We start from the raw sequence: 20,816 nt of genomic DNA, 5'->3' as shown, positions 1-20,816 counted from the left end.
AACGATCGAAGGCGCGGTGGCCCGCTGGCAACCGCGCCTTTTTCATGCTGTTATCAAGGACCTATGCGGCCGGAGGTGAAGATGGAGGACGAGGAACGGACAACGTCTCTGACGGCGCTTTCCTCCCGGCATGCAAGTTTCATCATCGCTTTCCTTGCCGGCCTGGCGGTCTTTCTGGCCGTGACATCGCGTGAGGTCAGCGCCCGCAACGTGCTGTTCGGATGGAATGCCAGCGCCGGCGTCTTCATTGCGCTCAGCTGGCGCAAGATGCTGCGGGCGACGGTCGAAAGCATCCGCAAACGCGCCGAGGATCTCGATTTTTCCGACACGGTCCTGCTGGCGCTTTCGATCGGTGCGTCGCTCGCGAGTATCGCCGGCATCGGGCTCGAGCTTCATTCGATCAAGGAGGCGACGCCTGACGTCGCGCTGGCAAGGGCGGGCGGCGCGGTGCTGACGATCCTGATCTCCTGGGTCTTTCTGCACACGCTCTTCACTATCCATTATGCCCACCATTTCTATGGCGGGGCGGACGAAGAGAGCGGCCTCAAATTCCCCGACGGTATCGACGAACCCGGTTACTGGGATTTTCTCTATTTCTCCTTCACCATCGGTGTTGCCGCGCAGACGGCGGATGTCGCCGTCAGCTCGACCAGCATGCGCAAGCTGACGCTGCTGCATGCCGTGCTGTCTTTTTTGTTCAACACGACGATCCTGGCGCTTGCGATCAATGTCGGGGCGAGCCTGCTATAGCGTGAGCTGGGCTCGGGACGTGTTGAAGAGGATCCGAACGAAAGCGGGCCGCCCGTCCGCTCTGCAAATGGGAGAATCTGATGGAAAGCGCCTCAAGCCGGCCGCCCCTGGCCGATATCATTCTTCTCCTCGGCAGGCTTCTCTTGTCCCTGATCTTCCTGCATGAGGGATTATCACTGGCGGCAAATCTCACCGCGACCATCGAGATTTTCGAGAAACTGGGCTTGTCGGCGCCGATTGCTTTTGCCACGATCGCGCTTCAGATAAGCGCCGGCCTTTCCGTCGCCGCAGGCTTCCTCAGCCGGCTCGGGGCATTGGCGCTGGCGCTTTTCTGTCTGGCGACGGCTTTTCTCTTCCATACCAATTTTGCAAGCCAGAACGAGCTGCTGCATTTCGAAAAGGACCTGGCGATTGCCGGCGGCATGTTCGCTCTTGTGGCTGTCGGCGCGGGATCGATCTCGGTCGACCATCTGCTGAAACGGCGGGCAGGCAACATGCATCCTTTGCTCAAGGCAATCCTGTAGCCAATTTGCTCACCGCAATGCGGGTGAGAGTGGAGGAGGTCATTGACGGGACAGCCGGCCAGCCGGGCGATCACCGCGATGATCGCGTTCCCGGCAACGGCCTATAGTTGGCACGACTTAGAGGACTGCCTGGCCTGCCATCAGCGCAAGGACGAGGAAGATCAGGAAGATCACCAGCGCGATACCGAAGAGAACGCGCGCGATCGTCGCGGTGGCGGCGGATACACCGGAGAAGCCGAAGAAGCCGGCGATGATCGAAATGACGAAAAATATCAGAGCCCATTTCAGCATGGCAGCATCCTTTTACCTTTGCCTGAGAAGACGCGGCAGCGGGGAAATTGTTCCCGCATCGTTGGAAGGATGCCTCATCAAGCGGAAGGCTGTTGCTGGCCGGGTCTAGATTTTCACGGCGGAGAGAAGCGAGATCAGCTGCGACTGGCGCTGCGTCCCGGTCTTGGCAAGCAGCTTCTTGACGTAGCCGCGCGCCGTTTCATAGCTCAGGCCGCAAATCTCGGCGATCTGGCGCGGCGAGGAGCCCTCCATCAGCAGACGGGCGACGGTCGCCTCCTGCGGCGTCAGGGCGAACAGCCGCCGCAGGAGGTCGCCGTCCGTTCTTGCGCGTTCGGAAAGGTCGGTAATGATGGCGACGGCGCGCGAGTGGGCGAAGATATCAGCGGGCAGGCCCCGGAGGGCCTGGGCACGAATGATGAGCGGGGCCTTGCCGGCGCGCGAGAAAAGCACCGGCGTCGATACGGCCGGGTTGAGGAAAGGGTCTCCCGCAAGAACCGCCTTCAAGTGCCGCCGCAGCAGGCCGGTCTCTTCCTGGCTGGCGGAAACCAGTTCACGGTCGACGATGCGGATATCGCCGTTGAGCAGTCTTTCGGCCCGATTGTTCAGATGGCTGACATGGCCGGTGCGGTCGAAGAAGACGGCAGCGGTGCCGCTGAGCTCGAAAGCCTCGCTCATGCCGTCGATCTTTGCGGCCTGCAGCGAGCGGATGATTTCGGCCGAGGCGGTCAGCTTCGATTGCATGGAGAGCAGGATGCGCTCCTCCTCCCGGTCGAACGGAGGATCGTCGATCCGGCGCTGCAGGTTGAGGGTGAGCAGCGTATCGCCTGAGGTAAAGGCGATCATGGCGGAATAACGCAGGCCGAAGCGGGCAAGAAACTCGGTGTAGAATTCGTGGCGCCGGAACTCCTCTTCCGAGGCGATGTCGTGCTCGATGATGATGCCTTTGGCGAGTGCGACCGGAAGCCCGCGCTCTCGAAAATCCCGCTTGTACCAGCCTTCGGCGAAATAGACGTCGAAGGCTTCGAGCAGGTTGGGCGTCGTCAGGAAGCCCGGAGAAAACTTGCCGATCGCCGGTAAAATATGGGCGCCTTCGGAGCCGGTCGCCCGGGAGATCGCTTCCAGCGTGCCGGTCCATTTTTCCGGGACGAGGGCGGATTCCAGCAGCCCGTCCATGGCCTTTTCAAGCTCGGAGATATCGATATGAGTCGCCATGAGAATGCTGCCTCATCGAATCTGTTGCGGGGTCGGCTTTCGAACCTCACGTCGCGATCTAACCGTATGGTCGTAACAACGATAGGACAAGAAGCAGGCAATATTTGCCGTCTTATTGTTCTGCTATGCTAAAGTTCGCCCGGTTGCTCCAGGCGAACCTTTTATTCATGCGATATATTGCCTTTCGCCTCAGCCGTGATTGATCATCACGTGACGAACCGCGGTATAATCCTCCAACGCATAAACCGACATGTCCTTGCCGTAGCCCGATTGCTTGAGGCCGCCATGCGGCATCTCGTTGACCAGCATGAAATGCGTGTTGATCCAGGTGCAGCCATATTGCAGGCGGGCGGCCGTCTTCATGCCGCGACCGATATCCCTCGTCCAGACGGAGGAGGCGAGGCCATAATCGCTGTCGTTCGCCCAGGCGATAGCGTCATCGGCTTGGGAAAAGCGGGTGACCGAGACAACCGGGCCGAAGACCTCGCGGCGGACGATCTCGTCGTCCTGGAGGGCGCCCGCGATGACGGTCGGGGTGAAGAAGAAGCCTCTGTCGCCGGAGACTGCGCCGCCGGTGGTGATTTCCATGTGCTTGTGCTCGGAGGCGCGGGCGACGAAGCTTTCGACGCGGTCGCGCTGGCGCCTGGAGATCAGCGGGCCGATCTCGTTTTCGGTGTCGTCGGCCTGATTGAAGCGGATGCTGGAGACGGCCGAGGAGAGATCGGCGACGAAATTGTCGTAGACCCTGGCATCGGCATAGATGCGGCAGGCGGCCGTGCAATCCTGGCCGGCATTGTAATAGCCGAAGGTGCGGATGCCTGAAACGACGGCGTCGATATCGGCATCGTCGAAGACGATGACCGGGGCCTTGCCGCCGAGTTCGAGATGGGTGCGCTTGACTGTCTTGGCGGCGGCCTGCAGCACTTTCTTGCCGGTGGCGATATCGCCGGTGATCGAGATCATGCCGATCTTCGGGTGGTTGATGAGCGCATTGCCGACGCTTTCGCCGCGGCCGAGAATGACGTTGACGACGCCTTCGGGGAGAATGTCGGAAAGCAGCTTTGCCATCTTCAGCGCCGTCAGCGGCGTCTGTTCCGAAGGCTTGAAGACGACGGTATTGCCGCCGGCAATCGCCGGCGCCAGCTTCCAGGCCATCATCATCAGCGGATAATTCCACGGCGCGATCGAGCCGACGACGCCGATCGGGTCGCGGCGGATCATCGAGGTATGGCCGGGCAGATATTCGCCGGCGGCCGGTGCGTGCAGGTTGCGGACGGCGCCGGCAAAGAAGCGATAACAATCGACGATCGCCGGAATTTCGTCGTTCAGCACCGCATTGATCGGCTTGCCGCAGTTCAGCGCCTCCAGCGTGGCGAAGCCTGCGGCATCCTTCTCGATGGCGTCGGCGATCTTCAGCAGGTAGCCGGAGCGCTCGGAAGGCGTCGTCTGCGACCAGCTCACAAAGGTCTTTTCCGCGGCGTCGACGGCGGCATCGATCTGTGACAGCGAGGCTTCAGGAAGGTCGATCACCGTCTCGCCGGTCTTCGGGTTCAGGATGTGCTCGTCCGTCTCCGTGCCCTTTTCGAAGCGGGAACCGATCAGCATTTGGGTGTCCATGACGTTCTCCCTGTCATTTGCCGGCGCCGGCGATCTGGTCGCCGTCGCGGGTGAGGTAGTAGGCTGCCAGGATCGGCAGGAAGGTGACGAGCACCACGACCATGGCGACCACATTGGTGACGGGGCGCTGGCGCGGGCGGATGAGTTCTTCGAGCATCCAGATCGGCAGGGTCGATTGCTGCCCGCCGGTGAAGGTGGTGACGATGACCTCATCGAAGGAAAGGGCGAAAGCGAGCATGCCGCCGGCAAGAAGCGCGGTGCCGATATTCGGCAGGATGACATGACGGAAGGTCTGGAAGCCGTCGGCGCCGAGATCCATCGAGGCCTCGATCAGCGAGCCGGAGGTGCGGCGGAAGCGGGCGACGGCATTGTTGTAGACGACGACCACGCAGAAGGTGGCGTGGCCGAGCACGATGGTCCAGACCGAAAACGGAATGTCGAAAAGGCTGAAGGCGGAGCGCAGCGCAATGCCGGTGATGATGCCGGGCAGGGCGATCGGCAGGATGACCAGCAGCGAGATCGCCTCGCGGCCGAAGAATTTCGTCTGGCTGACGGCCGCCGCGCAGAGCGTGCCGAGCACCAGCGCGATCGCCGTGGCGATGACGGCGACCTGCAGCGAAAGGCCGAGCGCCGACCAGACATCCGGCCGGTTCCAGGCAACGGCAAACCATTGCGTCGTCAGCCCGGGCGGCGGCCATTGATAGCTCTTTTCCTCCGTCGTGAAGGCATAGACGAAGATCAGCAGGATCGGCAGATGCAGGAAGAGCAGCCCCGCCGCAGCGGCGATCTTCAGGGGCAGCGGCGATGTCCTGAGGTCAGAGCGCATCGAAAGCTCCCTGTTTCTTGGCGAGCCAAAGATAGAGCGCCATGATGACGATCGGCACGACGGAAAAAGCGGCGGCCAGCGGCACGTTGCCGGCGGTTCCCTGCTGGGCATAGACGGCCTGGCCGATGAACAGCCTGGAGGAGCCGATGATCTGCGGGATGATGTAATCGCCCAATGTCAGCGAGAAGGTGAAGATCGAACCGGCGACGATGCCGGGGAGCGCGAGCGGCAGCAGCACGGTGCGGAAGGTCTGGCGCGGCGTGGCGCCGAGATCCGCCGATGCCTCGATCAGGTTGCCGGGCACGCGCTCGAGTGCCGCCTGCGTCGGCAGGATCATATAGGGCAGCCAGATATAGACGAAGACGATGAAGGTGCCGAGATAGCTCACCGAGAGCGAATTGCCGCCGATAACGGGCAGGTTCAGGATGCCGTCGAGCAGCCATGAGAGCGAGAGTTTCCCGAAGATCCAGGTGAGGATGCCTTCCTTGGCGAGGATCAGTTTCCAGGCGTAGACCTTGACGAGATAACTCGACCAGAGCGGCAGCATGACGCCGAGATAGAAGAGCGCCTTCCATTTGCCCTGCGCGTAACGCGCAGCGTAGTAGGCGATCGGAAAGCCGATCAGCGCCGAAGCGACGGTTACGAGAGCGGCCATCATGACGGTGCGGATGATGATGTCGAAATTCGTCGGGCTCAGCAGCTGGGCATAGGTCGAGAGCGTGAATTGGTAATTCACCAGGCCGGAGAAATCGTCGATCGAAAAGAAGCTCTGCAGAAGCAGGGCAATCAGCGAGCCGATATAGATGATGCCGAGCCAGAGCAGCGGCGGCGTCAGCATCAGGAAGAGCAAGAGTTTCGGGTGCCGCCAGAAGACATCCGACAGCCGACCGAAGAACCCGCCGCGGCGCGGAAGGATCGATGTCTTGCCGGCTGACAGGGTGAGCGTCGTCATGCCGCATCGTCCATATAGTGGATATCGGTGGGCTGCCAGGCAAGCCGGATGCCGGCGCCGACATCGGGCACGGCTGAACCCGCCGGCAGCATGACGTGCAGCCGGCTGCCCTTGAGATCGACGCTGAGGCGCGTCGCCGCGCCGAGGAAACTTGCATTCTCGACTTTCGCCTCGATACCGTCGCTTGCCAGCCGGATCGCTTCGGGACGCAGGCTCGCCCAGCGTTTCTCGCCGCCGAGCGAGACCATCAGATCCGGCGCGATCACATTCGACGAGCCGACGAAATCGGCGACGAAGCGGGTCTTCGGGCAGCGGTAGATATCCTGCGGCGTACCGTGCTGGACGATGTTGCCATTGTTGAAGACGGCGACCCGATCGGCCATGGACAGCGCCTCACCCTGATCGTGCGTGACGAAGACGAAAGTGATGCCGAGCGCGCGCTGCAGGCTCTTTAGCTCCTCCTGCATCTGCTCGCGCAGCTTCAGGTCCAGAGCGCCGAGCGGCTCGTCGAGCAGCAGCACCTTCGGCTTGTTGACGAGCGCGCGGGCGAGCGCCACACGCTGCCGCTGGCCGCCGGACAATTGACCGGGCCTGCGGGCGCCGTAACCGGGCAGTTTAACGAGCTCCAGGGCATCGTTCGCGGCTTTCATCCGCTCCGCCTTGCCGACACCCCTGACCATCAGCCCGTAGGCGACATTGTCAAGGATGTTCAAATGCGGGAAGAGCGCATAGTCCTGGAACACGGTGTTGACGTTGCGCCGATAGGGCGGAACGCCATCGGCCGTCTCGCCGAAAATCTGGATATGGCCCGCGGTCGGCTGCTCGAAGCCGGCGATCAATCTGAGGCACGTCGTCTTGCCGGAGCCGGAGGGGCCGAGCATGGCGAAGAACTCCCCCGGCGCGATCTCGAGATCGACGCCGTCGACGGCGCGAACCTGGCCGAAATGGCGCGATACTTGCTGGAAACGGACGGCTGACGTCATTGGAGCGCTCCGGGTCTTGCAATTTAGAGAGGGCTTCGGTCTTGGCTGATGAAGACCCCGCCCCAAACCCCTCCCCACAAGGGGGAGGGGCTTAACCTGCCGCGCTCCAGGATACACATGACTGCTGGATGCGGCCGGGTTAGGCGCCGCCTCTTGAGCCCCTCCCCCTTGTGGGGAGGGGTTGGGGAGGGGATTCTTGCCCTACGAAGCGAGACGGCTCACCGCCCGCCGATCACGCCGATATAATCCGAGACCCAGCGGTGATACGGCACGCATTCGCCCTGCGTCGTGCATTTGGCGACCGGGGTCTTCCAGAACTTGATCTTGTCAAAGTGATCGAAGCCGTTGTTGGCGCAGCCGGTATCGCCCATCAGCGCGTTGCCCTTGCAGGCAGCGGGAACGGAGGGCACGGCGCCGAACCAGGCGGCGGCGTCGCCCTGGACCTTGGCTTTGAGCGAATGTTCCATCCACATATAGGCGCAGTTCGGATGTTCGCTGTCGGCGTGCAGCATGGTGGTGTCGGCCCAGCCGGTGACGCCTTCCTCTGGGAAGGTGGAGGCGATCTTCTGCTTGTCGGCCTGCAGCAGGTTCACCTGGAAGGGCCAGGAGCCGGAGGCGACGACGCCTTCGTTCTTGAAGTCGTCGATCTGGATCATCGCGTCATGCCAGTAGCGGGAGACCAGCTTGCGCTGGCCGCGTAGCAGATCGAGGGCGGCCTTGTACTGATCCTCGGTCAGCTCGTAAGGATCCTTGATGCCGAGATCCGGCTTGTGGGCCATCAGATAGAGGGCGGCGTCGGCAATATAGATCGCGCCGTCATAGGCCTGGACGCGACCCTTGTTCGATTTGCCGTCAGGCAACGTCTCTTCCTCGAAGACGACTTTCCAACTGGTCGGCGCCTTGTCCTTGAAGGCGTCGGTATTATACATCAGCACATTCGGGCCCCAGAGATAGGGCACGCCGTAATGCACGTCGCCGACCGTATACCACGGGCCTTTCTGCAGGCGTTCGTCGACATTCTTGAAGCCCGGGATCAAATCGGTATTGATCGGCTGCACACGCTTGCCGGCAATGAGGCGCAGCGATGCGTCGCCGGATGCCGTGACGAGGTCGAAGCCGCCTTCGTTCATCAGCGAGACCATTTCGTCCGAGGTGGCGGCGGTCTTGACGGAGACCTTGCAGCCGGTCTCCTTTTCGAAATCGGTAACCCAGTCGTAGTTCTTGTCGGTTTCGCCGCGTTCGATGTAACCGGCCCAGGCGACGATGCTGACCGCGCCTTCGCCCTTGCCGAGCGCCTTTAGCGGTTCGGCGGCGACCACCTGCGTCGCGAAGCTCAGGCTGGCAAGCGCTGCCGTGCAGGATTTCAAGAGATTCGTCATCATCCGTCTCCCGGTTTGGTGCCACTTTTCGTGGCCGTTCGTTCCCGGTTATGAAGGTGAGCCGAAAAAGCCGCTTTCGCAAATTCATTTATCAGAAAGGCGATATCGGAAATTCCGATATCAACGTATGCGGCCGGAGCGCATGCTTTCGGCGATCCCGACGAAATCGCGTGCTGCCTGCGGCAGGCTGGAGCCCTTGCGCCAGACCATGCCGACCTGGACGACCGGTAGCGAGCCGGAAACGTCCCGGCTCTCGATGCGGTCGCCTTCGAGCGACCATGGGCGATAGACGAGATCGGGAAGCAGCGCGACGCCCGCGCCCGTTGCAACCAGGCTGCGCACCGCTTCCACCGAGCGGGTGCGGAAGGCGACATGCGGGCGGGCGCCGAGAGCCGAAAGCAGCTTGCCGGTATTCTCCTCGATTTCGTCGACCGTCAGCATGATCAGCGGCTCGCGGGCGATATCGGCGACCGAGATGATGTCGGCGGAAACGAGCGGATGGCCCATCGGCAGCCATAGGCGATAGGGCGAGGTTTCGAGGATTTCCGCCTGCAGCGCCATGCGGTCGCGCAGGTTGGAGATCACCATGACGGCGACATCGAGCTCGCCGCCGACCAGAAGATGTTCGAGATAGCCGCCATTGTCCTCGATGGCGCTGACTTCGATGCCCGGGCAGGCGCGCCGGTAGCGCGCTAAGAGATCGGAGAGCACGTAGCCGGCGACAAGCGAGGTGACACCGATGTTCAGCGTGCCGGAAAGCGCGCTTTGCTGCCCCGAGAAGCTGGTGCGCGCATCGGAGACGGACGCCAGGATCTTCGTCGCGTGGCGCAGGAACTGGTGGCCGTTATGGGTGATCGTCAGGCCGCGCGGATGACGCTCGAAGAGTGCGACACCGAGGTCCGTTTCGAGCTCCTTCAGCGCTTCCGTCACCGAGGATTGCGAGATCGAAAGGTTCTGCGCAGCCCGTGTCACCGAACCCTGTTCGGCGACGGCGACGAAGTACTGGATCTGGCGAAGGGTGAAGGCCATGGGCGTTTAGAGCATGGCGGAATATGCCGTGGCAAGCAGCTGAAAAATTCGGACCTTTTTTGGTGTTTTCCTGAAATGGGGCAAGCTCGGCATGCCCACTTAAACTTTCCGAAACGTCATTTCTTTAGCCTTGTCGGCACCTGTCCTGCGTTGGAGTTTCAGATGACGGAGCAGTTGGCGTGAAGGCCTTACTGCGCATATTCCGGCCTTCCCGGAAATTGGCAATCATCATCGGTGGAGTCGCTCTTCTGGCGGGCGTTTCCGGCGGCGCGGCCGTCTATGTCGGCAAGGACAGGCTGATCGGTTCCTCCCACGGGGGCTCCGGGCTTGAATGCAGCGACGTCAATCTGGTGACGATCAAGAAGCAGGATCATGTCTGGGTCCGGAAATATATCAAAACCGAACCGACCGACGGGATGACGCGGGTCAGGACGGCCCTTCGCGTCGCCCAGGCCGTCTATGCCGCGCAGAAGCCGGATCTCGTGCAGGTCGTGGTGCTCGACGAGAACGGCCCGACGCTGCGCGCCGATATTCGCGGCCGGGCGATTGGCGCCGATGTCGTCTATATCCCGCATCCCGATGAGACCGTTCCGGGCCTCGACGACAAACCCTATACGGCGCGCTACTACGACGGCAAGGCCAGCGAAAACGGGCTGTTCTTCGGCGAGCGCATCGAGCTGCCGGCCGACGAGATCGCCATGATCAGCGCCTCCTTCGAGGATCCGGAGGATTGTGTCGATCCGGTTGCCGTTGCTTCCACCAAGGGCGGAGAGAAGGTGAAGAAGGCCGAAGGCGGCGGCGGGCATGGCGCAGCGCCAGCGGCCGAAACCGCAGCGGCGCCTGTCGCCGAAGGCGGCCACGGCGCCGAGGCCGTAACCGAAGCGCCGGCCGAAGAGCCGCCGGCGGATGCCCCCAAGACACACTGAACAAGCGGCATGAAAAAAGCGGAGCGCCGGCCGGCACTCCGCTTTGCTTTTTCCGTGCTTCTTCCCGTCAGTCGGCCTTGCTGCGGCGGGCCGGGAAGAGGATGACGTCGCGGATCGACGGCGCGTTGGTCAGCAGCATGATCAGGCGGTCGACGCCGATGCCGAGGCCGCCGGCCGGCGGCATGCCCTGATCGATCGCGTCGAGGAATTCCTCGTCCAGCTGCTTTTCCTTTTCGCCCCGGGCGTGGGCCTGTTCGAGCTGCTCGACCATGCGGCGGCGCTGCTCTTCGGGATCGTTGAGTTCGGAGAAGGCGTTGCCGAGTTCCCAGGCATTGCAATAGGTCTCGAAGCGCTCGACGAGGCGTGGCTCGCCCGGCACTTCCTTGGCGAAGGGCGAGATATCCTTCGGGAAATGCGTGACGTGGGACGGCTGGATCAGCGTGGCTTCGACCTTCTCCTCGAAGATGAAGGCAAGGCATTCGCCCCAGGTCCAATCCTTCTCGACCGCGAAGCCGGCAGCCTTGGCGGCGGCGCGGGCTTCCTCATCGGTCTTGATCGCGAGGAAATCGATGCCGGTCGCTTGCCTGACGGCATCCGGCATCGGCACGCGCTTGAACGGACCCTTGAAGGACAAACGCTTGTCGCCGAAATCGAACTCCGTCGTGCCGTGAATGGAAAGCGCCAGACCCTCGAACAGCCGCTCGACGAGGTCCATCATATCCTCGTAATCGGCATAGGCCCAGTAACACTCCATCATGGTGAATTCGGGATTGTGCCGGGTGGAGACGCCTTCATTGCGGAAGTTGCGGTTGATTTCGAAGACCTTGTCGGTGAGGCCGGAAACCAGCGTGCGCTTCAGGAACAGTTCCGGCGCGATGCGCAGGTACATGTCGAGCTTCAGCGTATTGTGATGCGTCTTGAACGGTTCGGCGGTGGCGCCGCCGTAGATCGATTGCAGCATCGGCGTCTCGACTTCCATGAAGCCGTCATTTTCCATGAAACGGCGGATGCCGGAGACGATCTTCGAGCGCTGCTGGAAGCGCAGCTTCGAATCCTCATTGGTCATGATGTCGAGATGGCGCTTGCGATAACGCAGCTCGATGTCGGAAAGCCCGTGCCACTTCTCCGGCATCGGCAGCAGCGACTTCGTCAGCATTTCGATCTTCTGGGCGTTGATCGTCAGTTCGCCGCGCTTGGTGCGGCGCACGACGCCGGTGACGCCGATGATGTCGCCGATATCGATCATCGGCAGCAGGGCGCGGGCCTCTTCGCTCGTCACATCCTTGTGCGAGAAGATCTGGATCTTGCCGGAGGCGTCATGGATATCCATGAACATGCCGGAGTTGCGCGAGGAGTAGACGCGGCCAGCGACGGTGACGACGTCCTGCGTCTCGACGTCGGGCTCTAGGCCCTCGTATTTCGCCGCAAGCTCGGCATTGGTCAGCGTCCGGTGGAAATGCGCCGGATAGACATCGCCGATCTGCTCGCGCAGCAGCTTCAGCTTCTGGGCGCGCACTTCCGTCGCGTCGGAGGAGAGAGTGTTTTCGGTCTTGTCGTTCATGTCATTCGCCTCATCGATGCGGCACGAATTCTAAATCAATGGTTCCGCGGTTCGAAGCGCGGCGGCTGGCTCGGCTCAACCCTCCCCCTTGTGGGGAGGGTCGGAGCGAAGCGGAGGGGAGGGGTCTCTTGAAAAAAAGCCCCTCCCCAACCCCTCCCCACAAGGGGGAGGGGCTCCACAGTCATTTCGAGCCGACGAGAGCGGCGACGGCCTGGGCGGCGAGCTTCAGGCGCTGACGCACGACCGAGCGGCCGAGGATCGCCATGGAATCGAAGAGCGGCAGGGAGCGCGACGAGCCGGAGACGGCGACGAAGAGCGGCGAAACCACGACCTTCAGCTTCTTGCCCATGCGGTCGGCGATGGCGCGCAGCTCCGCCTCGATGGTCTCGACGTTCCATTCCAGGATCTTTTCGAGATCGGGCTGGACGGTGTTGAGGATCTCCAGGATCTCTTCCGGCGGCGACTTGATCTTGGCGAAGTCGGAAGGCTGCAGGCCGAGGTCGGACTTCAGCAGGAAGCCGGCGAGATCGGGCAGTTCGCCGAGCTTGGAAATGCGCGTCTGCGACAGGCGAAGGCCAGCCTTCAGACGATCGTTTTCCATCGCCCAGGCCAGCACGCGCGCCTGGAATTCCTCTTCCGAGAGCTTCTCGCGGATCCAGCGGCCGTTCAGCCAGTCGAGCTTCTGGATGTCGAAGATCGCGCCCGCCTTGGAGAGGTTTTCGGGATCGAATTTTTCGGAGAGCTCGTCCATGGTGAGCAGCTCTTCGCCTTCGGCGATCTGCATGAAGAACAGGCCGAGGAAGTTCATCAGCGCTTCGGGGATATAGCCGAGCGCGGTATAATAGGAGATCGAGGTCGGGTTCTTGCGCTTCGACAGCTTCGACTTGTCGGCATTGCGCATCAGCGACAGATGCATGAAGACCGGCTGGTCCCAGCCGAAATAGCGATAGAGCAGAATGTGCTTCGGCACCGAAGCCAGCCATTCCTCGCCGCGGGCCACATGGGTGATCTTCATCAGATGGTCGTCGATGACGTTGGCCATATGATAGGTCGGCATGCCGTCGGCCTTGATCAGGACCTGCATGTCGACGGAATCCCAGGGGATGGAGACATCGCCGTAGACGCCGTCGGTGAAGTCGCAGGAGCCCTCGGCCGGAATCTTCATGCGGATGACCGAGGCTTCGCCGGCGGCCGTGCGCGAGATCACTTCCTCCGCCGTCAGGCCGAGGCAGAGACCGTCATATTTCGGCGGCTTGCCGGCGGCGCGCTGCGCCTCGCGCATCTGCTCCAGGCGCTGCGGCGTGCAGAAACAGCGGAAGGCATGGGCCTTGTCCAGCAGTTCCTGTGCGTAGGGCTGGTACAGCGGCTTGCGGTCGGACTGGCGATAGGGGCCGTAGGGACCGCCGATATCGGGACCTTCCTTCCATTCCAGCCCGCACCATTTCAGCGCATCCAGCACCTTCGTCTCGAATTCCGGGGTCGAGCGCGTCGCATCGGTATCCTCGATGCGCAGGATGAACTCGCCGCCGTGTTTCTTGGCGAAAAGGTAGTTGAAGAGAGCGATGTAAGCGGTGCCGACATGCGGCTCGCCGGTCGGCGAGGGAGCGATGCGGACGCGGACGCCGGAAGCTGTCATAGTATGAGCCCGTCAATGAATGCCGGACGGCTTTCACGGGAAAGCGACGTTCGGCCGGAAGGATGCAGATATCTTCGGCAAACCGGCCGGAAAAAGGGCATGCGCCCGCACCATCCGCCGATCGTCCGTTCGGCTGGCCTTAGGCCATATTCAACCGGGCGCGTCAAGGAAAACCGCGTCCCGCGAGGGGATGACGGCGCTTGCGAGAGGGCGGCGGCTGCCGCGCACCCTCCCGCGTCGGCCTCAATGGGCGCTGTCGCGTTTGCGCTTGCGGGCGTTGCGCGCGAACATGTTCAGCACCTCGACCAGCGCCGAGAAGGCCATGGCGGCGTAGACGTAGCCCTTCGGCACGTGGAAGCCCATGCCTTCGGCGATCAGCGTCGTGCCGATCATCAGCAGGAAGGCGAGCGCCAGCATGACGATCGTCGGGTTCCGCTCGATGAAGTTGGCGAGCGGGGTGGCGGCGACCAGCATGACGGTGACGGCGGCGACGACGGCGATCACCATGATCGGCAGATGCGGCGTCATGCCGACGGCGGTGATGATGCTGTCGACGGAGAAAACCAGGTCGAGAAGCAGGATCTGGCCGATCGCCGATGCAAAGCCCGTCGTGGCTGAAGTCGCGATGAAATCCTCCTGGTGGTCGACCGGATCGACGCTGTGGTGAATTTCCTTGGTGGCCTTCCAGACGAGGAACAAGCCGCCGGCGATGAGGATCAGGTCCTTCCAGGAGAAGCCGTGTCCGAAGGCTTCGAACAGCGGTTCGGTCAGCTGCACGATCCAGGCGACGGTGCCGAGCAGCGCCAGGCGCATGACGAGGGCAAGGCCGATGCCGATCTTGCGGGCTTTCTCCCGGTGCTCGGGCGGCAGTTTGTTGGTGAGAATGGAAATAAAGATCAGGTTGTCGATCCCGAGAACGACTTCCATCACCACCAGCGTGATGAGCGCCACCCAGGCGGCCGGATCCTGAATGAGCGTCATAATTTCCTGCATCAGCTTATATCCCCTTTGCGTCACATGAGCGATGACGCCCGCAATGTAGTGTCGGCGGCTTTTCGCGCAAGCGCCGCAAGGGGATATACGAAATCTGTGTGACTTTTATTCCCTAAAGCGCGTCGCATCAAACTTGATTCATGTGACGCGCTTTAGCTCTTTGTTTTGATGCATGTCGTTATCCCGGAACCGCTGCACACTTCCGAGCGACATGCATTAGAACAGGATGTCGTCCGAAAACCGCGCACACTTTTCGGCATCATGCTCTGATCGGCAACCAGATTTCAGTGACGCCCATGCCGGTATAGGGGTCGAAGCGCTCGTCGTAGCGCTCGAACATGTCGGGTGTGGCACCGTGCTCGAGGCCGGAGGTTGGCCACCATGTGCCGAAAATCCGGTTCATCGTCGCGGAAATGCCGGAGACATGGCCGCGATGGATGAAGACGACGTAGCGCTGGCCCGGCAGCTTGAGTGTGGCAAAATCCGGCGGCAGATCGCCGGCATCGGAGATCTCGACCGCGGCCATATAGCGGAATTTCTCCGCTTCGCCGTCGATATGCGTGCAGATGCCGTAAGCGACGTTGCCCTTCTGGCCTGATATATGGCCGAAATGGGCATTGAACTTCTGCCAGAGAGAGGGAATGGCGGCATTGCCGCCATAAGGGTAAGTCTCCTGCAAACCGGCTAAGAGCATCGGCGGCAAGGTTTCGAAGCGGGGCGGTTCGAGGTCGTTGAGGTGGGCGGGGTCCATTCTGATCGGCTCCAGCAAGGCAAGGTTGCGGGCGTGCCCTTGTTTGCGCACCGCATCCGGCGTCATGCCGAACTGGTCGCGGAAGGCACGGGTGAAGGCCTCGTGCGAGCCGTAGCCCGCGCAAAGCGCAACCTCGAGAATTGTGGATGAACCGCCGACGAGCGCGGGCACGGAGCGGCTGAGGCGCCGTCCCCTGACATAGCCGCTGATCGAGTGGCCGGTGACGAGCCCGAAGACGCGCGACAGATGGTAGCGCGACAATCCGGCCGCTTCCGAGATCTCTTCCAGCGATATATCGCTTTCGAAATGGCTCTCTATGAACCAGATCGCCCGTGCGACGGCGCTCATCCCTTATCTCTCCTGGTTGCGGCTTCCTTCTTAGAAAAAAGCCGCCTGCCGGATTTGATCGTTCTTGCGGAGTTTTGGCCGATCACGGGCGGCCGTCAAGAAAGGGTGTCAGGCGGTGGCGGGCCGGCGGGTGCCGTAGGCGGCCATGAAGACCTTGATCGCGCCGCGGATGACGCGGTCGATTTCTTCGCGGGTGGGCGGCTCTTCCATGCTGCCGAACAGGCGCAGCTTGAAGAAACTGCCGCTGGCAAGATCGAGGAACTGGCCGGCGGCCAGATCGATGTCATCAATCTCAAGCGTGCCTTCGGCGACGTGGCGTTCGAGGAAATCGCGCATGATCGTGCGCAGATTGACTGGCCCCTTGAAGAAACGCTGACAGAGCGCCGGCATGCGGTCGCGCACACCGAGAACGGTGCGCATCGCGTTGATGACCTTTTCGTCGGTCATATGGGTGACGAAGCTTATCCCGAATTCATACAGTCCGGATTCAGGATCGTCATGTTCGGCAAGCGCGGTGCGGACGGCGGCCACGAAGGCAGCGCGCTCGGCCTCGATCATCGCCGAAAACAGCTCTTCCTTGTTGGTGAAGTAGACGTAGAGCGTCCCCTTGGAGACGCCGGCCTCGCGCGTCACATCGTTCATGCTGGCGGCGTCGAAGCCCATCTTCATGAAGACGCGCTTTGCGCCGTCGAGAATCTGCTGACGCTTGGCCGGGTCTTCGCCTGCGGCAAACCGGCCTCCGGCAGCAGGAGGACTGAACACGGCGGCATTGTCGGATTTCAGCGTCATGTCTCCTTAACCGTGTTTACGGTTTCGCCTTTCCCTTAAAAGAAATCGAACCGATTGGTTCTATGCATCTTGATATGACGATAAAACAGGTTTATGTCAACTGAACCGAACCGTTCAGTTCGATTAATTACACCAAGATCGGTAATGGCCATGTCGAGCAATTCAAAAAGCAACGTCGCGCGGATCGTCAGCGAAAACGCCGAGGCCGAAGAGGCAAAGGCCGCGGCCGTTGCGGAAGCTCCGGCTGCGGAGGCCCGTGAGGCCCCGCCTGCTCCCGCACAGTCGGCGCCGGCTTCTGTCGCCGCGCCTGCGGCCGCCAAGAAGCGCCGCAGCCCGGTGCTGCCGATCGTCGTGCTTGCCCTTCTCGCAGGCGGCGGCTGGTATGGTTACGAATGGTGGACGAACGGCCGCTTCATGGTGTCGACCGATGACGCCTACATCGAGGGCGATATCGCAACGATCTCGCCAAAGGTCACGGGCTACGTCGCGAAGGTGAATGTGGTCGCCAACCAGGAAGTCAAAGCGGGCGACGTGCTTGCCACGCTTGATAACGGCGACTATCAGAACGCCCTCGATCAGGCCGAGGCCCAGATCGCCACCGAACAGCTTTCGCTGCAGCGCATCGACGCGCAGATCGAAGGCGCGAATGCGAGCCTTGCACAGGCGCAGGCGCAGAAGGTGGCACTCGAAGCGGCCGTTCGCGGTGCCGAGATCACCCAGAAGCGCCAGAGCGAGCTCCAGGCGAAGTCGGTCGGCACGGCCGCCGACCTCGACAATGCCAATATCGCCCTTGATCAGGCCAAGGCCAATCTCGCCGGTGGCGACGCCAACATTACCGCGGCCCGCGCCAATATCACCATCCTCCAGGCCCAGCGCAAGGAGGCGGAGGGTTCGGTCCGTTCGCTGGAAATCTCGCGCGACAAAGCCGCTCGCGACCTCTCCTTCACCGTGCTCAAGGCGCCTTATGACGGCATCGTCGGCAACCGTTCGGTCCAGGAAGGCGATCTCGTCTCGCCCGGCCAGCGCCTGATGGCGCTGGTTCCGGTGCGCCAGCTCTATATCGACGCCAATTTCAAGGAAACGCAGATCCAGCATCTCGTTCCGGGCTCGAAGGTCAATGTCCATGTCGACGCCTATGACGACCATCCTGTCGTCGGCACCGTCGAATCGATCTCGCCGGCCTCCGGCTCGGTCTTCTCGCTGCTGCCGCCGGAAAACGCCACGGGCAATTTCACCAAGGTGATCCAGCGCGTGCCGGTGCGCATCGCGCTGCCGCAGGAGGCGCTCGACAGCGGGCGTCTGCGCGCGGGCCTCAGCGTCGTCGTCGACGTCGACACCCGCACGGCGCCCGGCAAGTGAGCCTTGAAGAACAAGTAAGCCTTTAAGAAAAGGCGGAGGTGGTTTGATGGCCGGGAGCGCGACAGCAACAGCGGCAACGATTCCGGCAGCGCCTGCTCATGCCGAGGATCGGATGGATCCGAGGAAGCTCATCGCCTTCTTCGCGATGGTGCTCGGCATGTTCATGTCGATCCTCGACATTCAGATCGTCTCGGCCTCGCTTGCCGAAATCCAGGCCGGCCTTTCGGCCGGCAGCGACGAGATCGGCTGGGTGCAGACGTCCTATCTGATCGCCGAAGTGATCATGATCCCGCTTTCGGGCACGCTGGCGCGCATCATCTCGACGCGTTACCTCTTCGCGATTTCCGCCGCCGGCTTCACCATGGCGAGCGCGCTTGCGGCGACGGCGACGAACATCGACCAGATGATCGTCTACCGCGCCATCCAGGGCTTCATCGGCGGCGGCATGATCCCGTCGGTCTTCGCGGCGGCCTTCACGATCTTCCCGCCGTCGAAGCGCAGCATCGTTTCGCCGATCATCGGCCTGATCGCGACGCTGGCGCCGACGATCGGCCCGACCGTCGGCGGCTATCTCAGCCACGCCTTCTCCTGGCACTGGCTGTTCCTCGTCAATATCATTCCCGGCATCATCGTCACGATCGTCACCTGGAACTTCATCGATTTCGACAAGCCCGAATTGTCGCTGTTCAAGAAGTTCGACTGGTGGGGGCTGGTCTCGATGGGCGTCTTCCTCGGGGCGCTGGAATATGTGCTGGAAGAGGGTAATTCCAACGACTGGTTCAACGACGACTCTATCGCCATCGCGGCCGTTGCCTCCGGCGTGGCAGCCATCGTCTTCTTCTATCGTGCCTTCACGGTGGAATTCCCCGTCGTCGATCTCAAGGCCTTTGCCAACAGGAATTTCTCCTTCGGCTCGGTCTTCTCCTTCGTCATGGGTATCGGCCTTTATGGCCTCACCTATATCTACCCGGTCTATCTCGGACGCATCCGCGGCTACGACTCGCTGATGATCGGCGAGACGATGTTCGTCTCCGGGCTTGCGATGTTCTTCACCGCGCCGATCGCCGGCCGGCTGTCGACCAAGATGGACCTGCGCCTGATGATGGTGATCGGCTTCGTCAGCTTCGCCGCCGGCACATACATCATGATGCATCTGACGGCGGACTGGGATTTCTACGAACTCTTCATCCCGCAGATCCTGCGCGGCTTCGGCCTGATGATGTGCATGGTGCCGATCAACAACATCGCGCTCGGCACGATGCCGCCCTCGCGCATTCGCGGCGCATCCGGCCTGTTCAATCTGACCAGAAACCTCGGCGGCGCTGTCGGCCTTGCCGTCATCAACACCGTGCTCACCAACCGGCAGGACGTGCATTACGAGCGGCTGCGCGAGAATATGGATTGGGGCAATCCGGCGGCGATCGAGCAGATGAACAACATGACCGCCAATTTCAACACCTATGGCATGGACGGCGCGTCGGTCGCGATCAAGCAGATGGTCGGCCTCGCCACCAAGCAGGCGGTTATTCTGTCTTTCAGCGACGTGTTCCTGATCCTCACCGTGCTTTTCCTGGCGATGATCCTCGGCGTCGCGATGATCAAGAAACCCGCGCCGCAAGGCGGGGGAGGAGGTGGCGGCGGCCACTGACCTCCGGCCCCGCCCCTTGAAAAGGCCCTCTCCCCCGGAGGGCCTTTTTGTTTGCCGTTTTCCAACCGTTATGTCATCAGGCGCCTGATCGCTCGTCCGAATCGGCCGAGCGTGGCCGGGGCACCGAAAAGTGCCGTCCGCGCGCGCGTCTCGATTTTTTGATTTACGTACATCAAATTTGGCGCTAATGGTCTCGTCAGGAGGAATGATGAGGCCAACTGTTCACGATATTGCTGCTGCCGCCGGTGTCAGTCTCGCGACTGTCGACCGGGTTCTCAACCAGCGTCCGGGCGTGCGCAGCGTTACGCGGGAGAAGGTCGAGGCCGCCATCCGCGAGCTCGGCTATATCAGGGACCTCGCTGCCGCCAACCTCGCCAAGGGGCGCACCTATCCGCTGGTGTTCATACTGCCGGCCAGCGACAATTCCTTCATGCACGGGCTCAATGCCGAAATCCGGCAGGCAATCGTCCGTTCGCCGGCCGAGCGCACCGATATCCGCACCATCGAGGTGCCGGCCTTCGATCCGGCCGCGCTCGTCGCAGTGCTCGAAGAGCTTTCCAGGGGCAAGCCTTGCGGCATCGCGATGGTGGCGACCGATGCGCCCGAAGTGTGCGCCGTTGCCGACAGGATGGTGCGCGACGGTTTCCCGATCGTCACGCTGGTTTCCGATCTCACGGGATCGCTGCGCCATCACTATGCCGGCGTCGACAATATTGCCGCAGGCCGCACGGCCGCCCGCCTGCTTGGCCGGTTTCTCGGGCCGCGAAAAGGCGAGATCGCCGTGCTTGCCGGCTCCATGCTGGTGCGTGACCATCGCGAGCGGCTCGAGGGCTTCACCTCCGTCATGGCCGAGGAATTTCCCGGTCTTGCGATCCTGCCGGTTCTCGAAGGCCGCGACGATCCCGAGGTCGCCCATATGCTGGTTGCCGACGCGCTTGGGAATGCCGGCATCGTCGGCGTCTACAGCCTCGGCGCCGGCAATCGCGGCCTCATCCGGGCGCTGAAGGAAAAGGCCGTCGACCGGACGCTGACCGTCATTGCCCATGAACTGACCGTGCATACGCGCGCCGCGCTCATCGATCATACGATCGATGCGATCCTCAACCAGGATGCCGGCCATGAGGTGCGCAGCGCCATCCGGGTGCTGAAAGCAAAGGCGGACGGGCTTGCCGTCATCGAAGCGCAGGAACGCATCCGCCTCGACATATTCCTGAAGGACAATCTGCCGTAACGGCAAAGGAG

At 62.0% G+C, this 20,816-nt stretch carries 19 protein-coding genes; 6 read left to right on the top strand and 13 right to left on the bottom strand.

All coding sequences use genetic code 11. The features are described from left to right. The first annotated feature begins 81 nt into the window (after positions 1-81). A complete protein-coding gene (locus CO670_RS11110; protein WP_097590275.1) occupies positions 82-750 on the top strand; it encodes a DUF1345 domain-containing protein in 669 nt (222 codons plus the stop codon). A 77-nt stretch (positions 751-827) separates the two neighbouring features. Next, entirely contained in the window at positions 828-1,274 is a 447-nt protein-coding gene (locus tag CO670_RS11105) for a DoxX family protein (RefSeq protein ID WP_176538919.1), read from the top strand. 117 nt (positions 1,275-1,391) lie between these two features. Here CO670_RS11105 and CO670_RS11100 read toward each other — a convergent pair whose 3' ends face one another. The 8 genes from CO670_RS11100 to CO670_RS11065 form a co-directional block, all read right to left on the bottom strand. Beyond that, the gene (locus CO670_RS11100; protein WP_004678026.1) at positions 1,392-1,565 is read right to left on the bottom strand and encodes a DUF1328 domain-containing protein; all 174 of its coding nucleotides are present in this window, start codon (positions 1,563-1,565) and stop codon (positions 1,392-1,394) included. Positions 1,566-1,670: 105 nt separating this feature from the next. After that, complete coding sequence (locus CO670_RS11095; RefSeq protein WP_097590273.1) at positions 1,671-2,777, bottom strand: helix-turn-helix transcriptional regulator; 1,107 nt, start codon at positions 2,775-2,777, stop codon at positions 1,671-1,673. A gap of 189 nt (positions 2,778-2,966) precedes the next feature. After that, positions 2,967-4,394 carry a gamma-aminobutyraldehyde dehydrogenase gene (locus CO670_RS11090; protein ID WP_097590272.1) on the bottom strand — a complete coding sequence of 476 codons (1,428 nt, stop codon included), beginning with the start codon at positions 4,392-4,394 and terminating at the stop codon, positions 2,967-2,969. A gap of 13 nt (positions 4,395-4,407) precedes the next feature. Beyond that, positions 4,408-5,220, bottom strand: a complete 813-nt coding sequence (locus tag CO670_RS11085) for an ABC transporter permease (RefSeq protein WP_097590271.1) — start codon at positions 5,218-5,220, stop codon at positions 4,408-4,410. Further along, the gene (locus tag CO670_RS11080; RefSeq protein ID WP_097590270.1) at positions 5,210-6,172 is read right to left on the bottom strand and encodes an ABC transporter permease; all 963 of its coding nucleotides are present in this window, start codon (positions 6,170-6,172) and stop codon (positions 5,210-5,212) included. Before CO670_RS11080 ends, CO670_RS11085 begins: the two co-directional genes overlap by 11 nt. Then, on the bottom strand, positions 6,169-7,155 hold the full coding sequence (locus CO670_RS11075) for an ABC transporter ATP-binding protein (protein ID WP_097590269.1): 987 nt from the start codon (positions 7,153-7,155) through the stop codon (positions 6,169-6,171). The genes CO670_RS11080 and CO670_RS11075 overlap by 4 nt, the downstream gene beginning before the upstream one ends. Positions 7,156-7,373: 218 nt before the next feature. Next, positions 7,374-8,534: an ABC transporter substrate-binding protein gene (locus CO670_RS11070; RefSeq protein WP_097590323.1), complete on the bottom strand. Its 1,161-nt coding sequence runs from the start codon at positions 8,532-8,534 to the stop codon at positions 7,374-7,376. Positions 8,535-8,654: 120 nt separating this feature from the next. Then, entirely contained in the window at positions 8,655-9,563 is a 909-nt protein-coding gene (locus CO670_RS11065) for a LysR family transcriptional regulator (protein WP_064694247.1), read from the bottom strand. A gap of 179 nt (positions 9,564-9,742) precedes the next feature. Here CO670_RS11065 and CO670_RS11060 point away from each other — a divergent pair, with 179 nt between their 5' ends. Beyond that, positions 9,743-10,489: a hypothetical protein gene (locus tag CO670_RS11060; RefSeq protein ID WP_097590268.1), complete on the top strand. Its 747-nt coding sequence runs from the start codon at positions 9,743-9,745 to the stop codon at positions 10,487-10,489. A gap of 67 nt (positions 10,490-10,556) precedes the next feature. On the opposite strand, the gene lysS is transcribed toward CO670_RS11060, so the two are convergent. The 5 genes from lysS to CO670_RS11035 all read right to left on the bottom strand — a co-directional run bounded on the left by lysS (position 10,557) and on the right by CO670_RS11035 (position 16,567). Next, positions 10,557-12,050 (bottom strand): lysine--tRNA ligase, encoded by a 1,494-nt coding sequence (lysS, locus tag CO670_RS11055; protein WP_097590267.1) that lies wholly within the window; start codon positions 12,048-12,050, stop codon positions 10,557-10,559. Positions 12,051-12,231: 181 nt separating this feature from the next. After that, positions 12,232-13,686: a glutamate--tRNA ligase gene (gene gltX / locus CO670_RS11050; RefSeq protein WP_097590266.1), complete on the bottom strand. Its 1,455-nt coding sequence runs from the start codon at positions 13,684-13,686 to the stop codon at positions 12,232-12,234. Between the two features lie 243 nt (positions 13,687-13,929). Next, the gene (locus CO670_RS11045) at positions 13,930-14,679 is read right to left on the bottom strand and encodes a TerC family protein (RefSeq protein ID WP_097590265.1); all 750 of its coding nucleotides are present in this window, start codon (positions 14,677-14,679) and stop codon (positions 13,930-13,932) included. A 259-nt stretch (positions 14,680-14,938) separates the two neighbouring features. Next, the gene (locus CO670_RS11040; RefSeq protein WP_097590264.1) at positions 14,939-15,778 is read right to left on the bottom strand and encodes an AraC family transcriptional regulator; all 840 of its coding nucleotides are present in this window, start codon (positions 15,776-15,778) and stop codon (positions 14,939-14,941) included. A 108-nt stretch (positions 15,779-15,886) separates the two neighbouring features. Further along, entirely contained in the window at positions 15,887-16,567 is a 681-nt protein-coding gene (locus CO670_RS11035; protein WP_097590263.1) for a TetR/AcrR family transcriptional regulator, read from the bottom strand. Between the two features lie 150 nt (positions 16,568-16,717). On the opposite strand from CO670_RS11035, the gene CO670_RS11030 reads away from it, so the two are divergent. From CO670_RS11030 to CO670_RS11020, 3 genes are all read left to right on the top strand, one after another. Continuing rightward, on the top strand, positions 16,718-17,926 hold the full coding sequence (locus tag CO670_RS11030; protein WP_097590322.1) for an HlyD family secretion protein: 1,209 nt from the start codon (positions 16,718-16,720) through the stop codon (positions 17,924-17,926). Between the two features lie 46 nt (positions 17,927-17,972). Then, positions 17,973-19,574: a DHA2 family efflux MFS transporter permease subunit gene (locus CO670_RS11025; RefSeq protein ID WP_097590262.1), complete on the top strand. Its 1,602-nt coding sequence runs from the start codon at positions 17,973-17,975 to the stop codon at positions 19,572-19,574. A gap of 208 nt (positions 19,575-19,782) precedes the next feature. Continuing rightward, a complete protein-coding gene (locus tag CO670_RS11020; RefSeq protein WP_097590261.1) occupies positions 19,783-20,805 on the top strand; it encodes a LacI family DNA-binding transcriptional regulator in 1,023 nt (340 codons plus the stop codon). Positions 20,806-20,816: the final 11 nt, after the last annotated feature.

Origin of the sequence: Rhizobium sp. J15, assembly GCF_002531825.1 — a bacterium.
Taxonomy (GTDB): domain Bacteria; phylum Pseudomonadota; class Alphaproteobacteria; order Rhizobiales; family Rhizobiaceae; genus Rhizobium.
This window is presented reverse-complemented; position numbering and strand designations above follow the sequence as displayed.

Excerpts from the sequence above, each read along its gene's own strand:
- gltX (WP_097590266.1), bottom strand. The coding sequence starts at position 13,686 with ATGACAGCTTCCGGCGTCCGCGTCCGCATCGCTCCCTCGCCGACCGGC.
- lysS (WP_097590267.1), bottom strand. The coding sequence starts at position 12,050 with ATGAACGACAAGACCGAAAACACTCTCTCCTCCGACGCGACGGAAGTG.
- CO670_RS11080 (WP_097590270.1), bottom strand. The coding sequence starts at position 6,172 with ATGACGACGCTCACCCTGTCAGCCGGCAAGACATCGATCCTTCCGCGC.
- CO670_RS11095 (WP_097590273.1), bottom strand. The coding sequence starts at position 2,777 with ATGGCGACTCATATCGATATCTCCGAGCTTGAAAAGGCCATGGACGGG.
- CO670_RS11110 (WP_097590275.1), top strand. The coding sequence starts at position 82 with ATGGAGGACGAGGAACGGACAACGTCTCTGACGGCGCTTTCCTCCCGG.
- CO670_RS11085 (WP_097590271.1), bottom strand. The coding sequence starts at position 5,220 with ATGCGCTCTGACCTCAGGACATCGCCGCTGCCCCTGAAGATCGCCGCT.
- CO670_RS11065 (WP_064694247.1), bottom strand. The coding sequence starts at position 9,563 with ATGGCCTTCACCCTTCGCCAGATCCAGTACTTCGTCGCCGTCGCCGAA.
- CO670_RS11045 (WP_097590265.1), bottom strand. The coding sequence starts at position 14,679 with ATGCAGGAAATTATGACGCTCATTCAGGATCCGGCCGCCTGGGTGGCG.
- CO670_RS11090 (WP_097590272.1), bottom strand. The coding sequence starts at position 4,394 with ATGGACACCCAAATGCTGATCGGTTCCCGCTTCGAAAAGGGCACGGAG.
- CO670_RS11070 (WP_097590323.1), bottom strand. The coding sequence starts at position 8,534 with ATGACGAATCTCTTGAAATCCTGCACGGCAGCGCTTGCCAGCCTGAGC.
- CO670_RS11025 (WP_097590262.1), top strand. The coding sequence starts at position 17,973 with ATGGCCGGGAGCGCGACAGCAACAGCGGCAACGATTCCGGCAGCGCCT.
- CO670_RS11075 (WP_097590269.1), bottom strand. The coding sequence starts at position 7,155 with ATGACGTCAGCCGTCCGTTTCCAGCAAGTATCGCGCCATTTCGGCCAG.
- CO670_RS11100 (WP_004678026.1), bottom strand. The coding sequence starts at position 1,565 with ATGCTGAAATGGGCTCTGATATTTTTCGTCATTTCGATCATCGCCGGC.
- CO670_RS11020 (WP_097590261.1), top strand. The coding sequence starts at position 19,783 with ATGAGGCCAACTGTTCACGATATTGCTGCTGCCGCCGGTGTCAGTCTC.
- CO670_RS11035 (WP_097590263.1), bottom strand. The coding sequence starts at position 16,567 with ATGACGCTGAAATCCGACAATGCCGCCGTGTTCAGTCCTCCTGCTGCC.
- CO670_RS11030 (WP_097590322.1), top strand. The coding sequence starts at position 16,718 with ATGTCGAGCAATTCAAAAAGCAACGTCGCGCGGATCGTCAGCGAAAAC.
- CO670_RS11040 (WP_097590264.1), bottom strand. The coding sequence starts at position 15,778 with ATGAGCGCCGTCGCACGGGCGATCTGGTTCATAGAGAGCCATTTCGAA.